This is a genomic window from Nostoc sp. UIC 10630, from assembly GCF_010747425.1.
GTDB lineage: Bacteria > Cyanobacteriota > Cyanobacteriia > Cyanobacteriales > Nostocaceae > Nostoc.
On sequence record NZ_JAAGOG010000332.1, the window covers coordinates 1 to 5,350 of the forward strand.

The window sequence follows — 5,350 nt, forward strand, 5'->3', positions numbered from 1 at the left end:
TTTCAACTTCGTATGTAAGCAATGCGAACAACCCACACAACGAGAAACCTTTGGTGTGCGACCGCTCTACTGTGAAAGATGTCGTCCGCCACAAGCACCCAAGAAATCAGTAGTCCCTCTTAGAAAACGGAAGCCCAGAGCTATGACTTATAGGAGTGATGAGGGTAAGCTAGGATAATTTTTTGTCAAAGATTGGTAGTCAGTGGTGGTGACTCAAAATCAAGCAAGAAAGTTGATTTCAGTCCCCACCTTTAACTTCGTATTCAACTCAAAAGCTTATTTTCCACCCCAGCATCAATCATTTTGGTTAAAGACTCAGCGTTAAATCTCGTCAGCGATTCCGCTAACTGCTGAAAATATCGGTATTGATAGATAATGGTAGATTATGTCTCTGTCCGGCGCGGCGACGGGGGTCTTCAAGAAGGGCAAAAGTTTTGATAATTTCGATTTCAGACACGATAATAGATGCAAGAAGTACGTTGACTGAATTTACTTTTTCTTTCGCCTTCTCGATCATGGATGCTGAAAAATCAACTGCATAGACTGTTTGGGCAATTTGTGACAGCAGCAATGTATTTTTGCCTGTGCCACAGCCAATTTCAACGACTGATTTATACCTCTTACTCATGAAGGTTTCTTTAGTAATGATTTGATCGAGATCGCGCGTCAGATTTTCATCAGCATCATAGGTGGTTGACCAATTATCGTATGCGGCTTGAACACTCATATTGACTTAAAAATGACTACATTTTGATGAGTAGAATTATCCTATTTTTACAGTTGATGCAAAATATTCCTATTGCACTGTTTGATCACAGAGCGCGATAGTCAGTAATGCTGCTGCCCCAAACTCAAGATTGTCCTAACATGGTTCCGAAGCATCCAATTGGTTAGATATCTAGCCCACAGGGAATAGCACCCTCAGTACTATCTGGTTTGGCGATCGCTAGGGCATCATTGAGTGGCACATTGAAGGTGATTGTCACCAGAATTGTCCCAACCAGATAAAGCAAGCTACCAAACAGGTCAACTTCAACATTATCCTCTCCTCCAAAAAATCGAAAAACTAAAATTAGGTTTCGACATGGATGAAGTAAATCATAGACGCGAGCCATGTAAGGTTTTCAGTAGTAGTCTATCAACCCAAAAATGCGCTTGTGAGGGCTGGGGAAAGGATAAGGGATTTAAAACCTTTACCCCGCTAAGTCACGAAAGCGAACTACTAGAACACCGATTCAGTAAAAGGCGAGGCTGTAAAACCTGATTTTTAGGCCATTTCAACCATAATTTCCTTCTTGCGCCTAAAAGAAACCCGAGTTTTTCGTCATGACTCTGAATACTGAATCGGTGTTCTAGGCTGATAGCGGGTATTGGGTTTATAACCACATCCCCGCTCACAGACGACAGCATCATTTGTTACAGTTAAAGTACCTGTTCGCCACCGGGATAACAGAAAGAAGAACGGGGAGCATAGAAGCCAAAGGTAATTTCAAGCGGTCGTCTTGGTCGTAAAGCATAGACAGGATGGCTTGGTTGAAGGAACTCCAAATCAACAATTTGCCAAGGGGTAACGATCTCTGCAACATAAGGATAAACACCACTGGAGAATGAACCATCGGTTTTTTTCGTGATGTATCGCAATTGACCACTAGCCACATTAGCAATGGTGTTACTGACCCTAGCAGTAGTGCGAATGATGGGAATACCGTTAGATTCGGTTGTAGCTATTAAGGTATTGCCATTAAGGCTCAGAGTTGTACGTCCCGGTGTTGCAGGAACGCCACGCTCTAAAACATATTTGATTACGGTAGAACTAGAGTTAAAGTAGTGAGTCCACCATCTACCGGGGTTTACACCGCTAGGGGCATCAAGGTTTTGGAGATCGGCACCAAGATAAGTCAGCGAGTACGCACCAAAGCCGGAAGTCTGCTCATCAGTATCGACTACATATTGGTTCATGAAGACTGCGCCCCTGTAGTTTGGTGTGAAACGATTTGGGACTAAGGACTTCACAGCGGTAGAATCTTCCGGAATCCAGCCGAAATATAGCATTCGACTATTAATAACCATCTGCGGGGCTGCAAGCTTGTTAGGTTCTTCAGCTTGTGCGGAACTATCAGTATTAGAACCAGTAATTAAATTGCCTAGTAGCGGTGTACTCCCTACTGAAGCAGCGCCAGTAATAAAGCCAGCGGTCTTGAGAATTTGGCGGCGAGAGAAATTATAAGACAATTTAAGCTCCTGCAATTCTGTTTTTGTTAACTTATTAATCCGACAGAGAGTATCCGCCTGTTTTGCATAGTGTTCTCTGCTCTTGTGATTTGAATTTAAAGATAAATAGGGGAGAAATAGGGGAGATAATTACAATTGCAAGAACAATTTTCAGCACCAAATAATTTGGGGGGATCAGGCTGGATCTGACCCGGTTGCGAGGTTAGGGTCATCCCAGAAGTATTTTGTATGTGCAGCCTGAACGAGAGCTAGAAAAACTCTTTGATGATTGGGATCGAGAATTGAAAGCTGAGGATGCCATTGCACAGCAATTGCCCAAGGATGGTGTTCATGCTCCACAGCTTCAATGGCTCCATCATCCCAAGCATGAGCAACAACCCGCCAACCAGGGGGTACTTTATCTACCGCTTGATGATGCCAAGAAACTACAAATATACGAGAATTCTGTAAACAGTCAGTTAAAAGGCTTTCTACATCTATCCTGACGAGATGTTCTGTAGGTAAACGTCGTCCAGATCCAGGCTCTAGACGATGTAATGCAGATGTACCGTAAACATCTGGAATGTGAGGAATTAGAGTACCCCCATAGGCGACGATGAGAATTTGTAAACCCCGGCAAATACCCAATATCGGCAGATGACATTCTAGAACAAACTTGCCAAGCTGCAATTCAAGTGATTTTTAAAAATTTAAAAAATAGTTAGGGAATTAAAAAATTATCAATTGAAAAATCAATTGCGGTTTGAGCCACAACCTAAACAACGCATACAAACAGAGAAAGCCGCTAGAAGTGAAACAATCTCAATAAATAATTGCAATGACAATGGAGCTAGAGCTAACCCCCAAATTAGAGAAATTGTCCCGCTAAACATCGCCGTAATGCGATTAATTTCATCTTGAGTCTTCCAAGCCAAGAAAAAAATTCCAAAACCTATTAATAATAAAAGCAAACTACTCATAAATCTATGCCCAGTTGATGGACTGATAGTCTATTAGGGGGATAATTACTAATCTTGCCAATCATACAGCAGTAATTGTATAGCAGGTGCTGCCGATCACTCTTATACAGATGTTTGTATTTAATTCATTCCACATTGCTTCCCCGCACGAAGGACATTTTTTTTGAACACAATCGAGTACTTCAAACGATGTTGCCTCTGGTTTTAGACTTTTCCTTGCCAAGTTTTTGCACCATTATTTCCCTACAAGGTCAAGATTACAGGATTTCTACTCTTCTCTAGTAAGTTTTGCCACGCTAGGTTAATACTGCATCCATCAATTCAAATACTGCATCTTTGGCCTTCCCCAAACAATCATAGATAGCTTGGCGGAATTTTTCTAGTTGTGTCAGGATCATCACGTCAATGATTTATCGATTACTTTCATTGACTTTACGGCAGTCAGTGTTACTGCTGACTGCTTTTCTCTAGCCTTTTAGTCCAAAGTCCAGCTTCAAAGAACTGGTGGAGAAAATGGGGCAGTGCATAAAGCAATTAGAAAAAAGGTTGACTGATTTAGAAGCCCAACAGCAGGATCTGCGGTGTTGTAGCTAGGTCTCTCTTTACCATCCACCACAAATTCTGAACCATGACAAGGGCAAGCGAATTTTTTGCCTTACTGCGTTTTAGTTAACATACATCAATCCTAAATGCTGTTCAGCAAGCGCTTTGCATCCCTCATTAGCTGTTTGTGATGCAGAAAATGTATCAATAATATGCGTTTACTGCATTTTTACCCAAAAAACGTAACATTTTATACTATTTTCATATAAATCTTGCTTTAACTTAAAAATGTCGAAATTGTTACATAAACAGTATCCAAGGCTTCTTAATAAATTTGCAAAATATAAACAGCGATAGATTTTCCCTAACTAATTGAGAATTTTACGATAAACATGTTAACTATCTTAGGTTCCAGGTTGTAAGAGCTAATTTGTAAACTAGAGTAAAGTCTTTGATTCGTAAGGGTTTCAAGAATTTGAGCCAATAAAGCGTTTATTCTCTGAAAGTCTTGTCCAGCAAGGAATTAGATAACCTTAAGATTCTCTTTAGGAATTAGCTCTAATGCTCTTGAGTTACAGATAATAAACCGTAACTGAATCAAATTTTTTCATCACTAATCCTCGTAGATTCAGTAGCTCATGAGACTACGATCTGGTTGATATTATTTATTTGCAACGAGAATCAGCTCATGAAAGACACAGCAAGTACCATAACAGCTAGCCTCAACAAGTTTGAGAAATTAAAGGCAGAAAAAGATGAACTCACCGTCAAGGGTGAAATAGATAAATTTGCCGCCCTAGTTTGGGAAGTAGTGAGCGAAATAGACCGAGGCCATCGACTCAAGGGTTAGGTGTGTTTTTTTACCCAGTCACTCTAGGCAAGTTTATGATGCGGATGCGTTTATCCAACTGTATTCTCACAAACTTTGGAGCAAAACCAAGGCAAGAAGCTTTAGTAACTCATAGATTAGTGGATCACAACTAACAATTAGGGATGAGGATTTATTAACTTCCAGATTTTATGCATAGGAGCATTTAAATACAATACCCCCAGAAAAAAGTTGTGGATCTTATTTAATCCACGTTCCTTAACAATTAACAAAGGACAAATGAAAAATCTTTCGCGCAGAAAATTTATTTTAACCACCACCACTGTGGCAGCGGCTTCTATCCTGGCTCATGGTTGTTCTTCCGGTAGCAATACAGCCTCAACAGGTGGCGACGCACCCTCTGCGGCTCCGGCTGCCAATGTCTCTACAGTAGCGAATGCACCAAAGGTAGAAACAACCAAAGCCAAATTAGGATTCATCGCTCTAACTGATGCTGCTCCCGTAATTATTGCTAAAGAAAAGGGTTTCTTTGCCAAATACGGTATGACTGATGTTGAGGTCATCAAACAAAAATCTTGGCCTGTCACCCGTGATAACTTAAAAATCGGCTCATCTGGCGGTGGTATTGATGGCGCACATATCCTCAGCCCCATGCCTTACTTGATGACTATCAACGATAAAGTGCCAATGTATCTTTTGGCAAGATTAAATAGACTTGTCCGAAAACTCCAAAGCCAGACTGTTCAAAGCTTTGAGGCAAAACTTTGATATTTGCGTAAAAACATAG

The 5,350-nt window shown here is 40.8% G+C and carries 5 protein-coding genes and 2 pseudogenes; 2 read left to right on the forward strand and 5 right to left on the reverse strand.

The annotated features are described in order from the left end of the window. Positions 1-343 precede the first annotated feature (343 nt). The 5 genes from G1O98_RS36525 to G1O98_RS36545 all read right to left on the reverse strand — a co-directional run bounded on the left by G1O98_RS36525 (position 344) and on the right by G1O98_RS36545 (position 3,191). Entirely contained in the window at positions 344-727 is a 384-nt protein-coding gene (locus G1O98_RS36525) for a class I SAM-dependent methyltransferase (protein ID WP_163939125.1), read from the reverse strand. A gap of 163 nt (positions 728-890) precedes the next feature. Continuing rightward, positions 891-1,115 (reverse strand): anthrone oxygenase family protein, encoded by a 225-nt coding sequence (locus tag G1O98_RS40460; protein ID WP_228058557.1) that lies wholly within the window; start codon positions 1,113-1,115, stop codon positions 891-893. A 307-nt stretch (positions 1,116-1,422) separates the two neighbouring features. Then, the gene (locus G1O98_RS36535) at positions 1,423-2,232 is read right to left on the reverse strand and encodes a hypothetical protein (protein WP_163939127.1); all 810 of its coding nucleotides are present in this window, start codon (positions 2,230-2,232) and stop codon (positions 1,423-1,425) included. Between the two features lie 174 nt (positions 2,233-2,406). Continuing rightward, positions 2,407-2,901, reverse strand: coding sequence for a gamma-glutamyl-gamma-aminobutyrate hydrolase family protein (locus G1O98_RS36540; protein ID WP_163939129.1), 495 nt, complete (start codon positions 2,899-2,901; stop codon positions 2,407-2,409). A gap of 62 nt (positions 2,902-2,963) precedes the next feature. Beyond that, a complete protein-coding gene (locus G1O98_RS36545; RefSeq protein ID WP_114080961.1) occupies positions 2,964-3,191 on the reverse strand; it encodes a hypothetical protein in 228 nt (75 codons plus the stop codon). Between the two features lie 1,231 nt (positions 3,192-4,422). Between G1O98_RS36545 and nirA the strand changes: the two are divergent. Then, positions 4,423-4,715: pseudogene (nirA, locus tag G1O98_RS40465) on the forward strand (ferredoxin--nitrite reductase); the annotation flags it as partial. Between the two features lie 127 nt (positions 4,716-4,842). Further along, a pseudogene (locus tag G1O98_RS36555) lies at positions 4,843-5,274 on the forward strand (ABC transporter substrate-binding protein); the annotation flags it as partial. Positions 5,275-5,350: the final 76 nt, after the last annotated feature.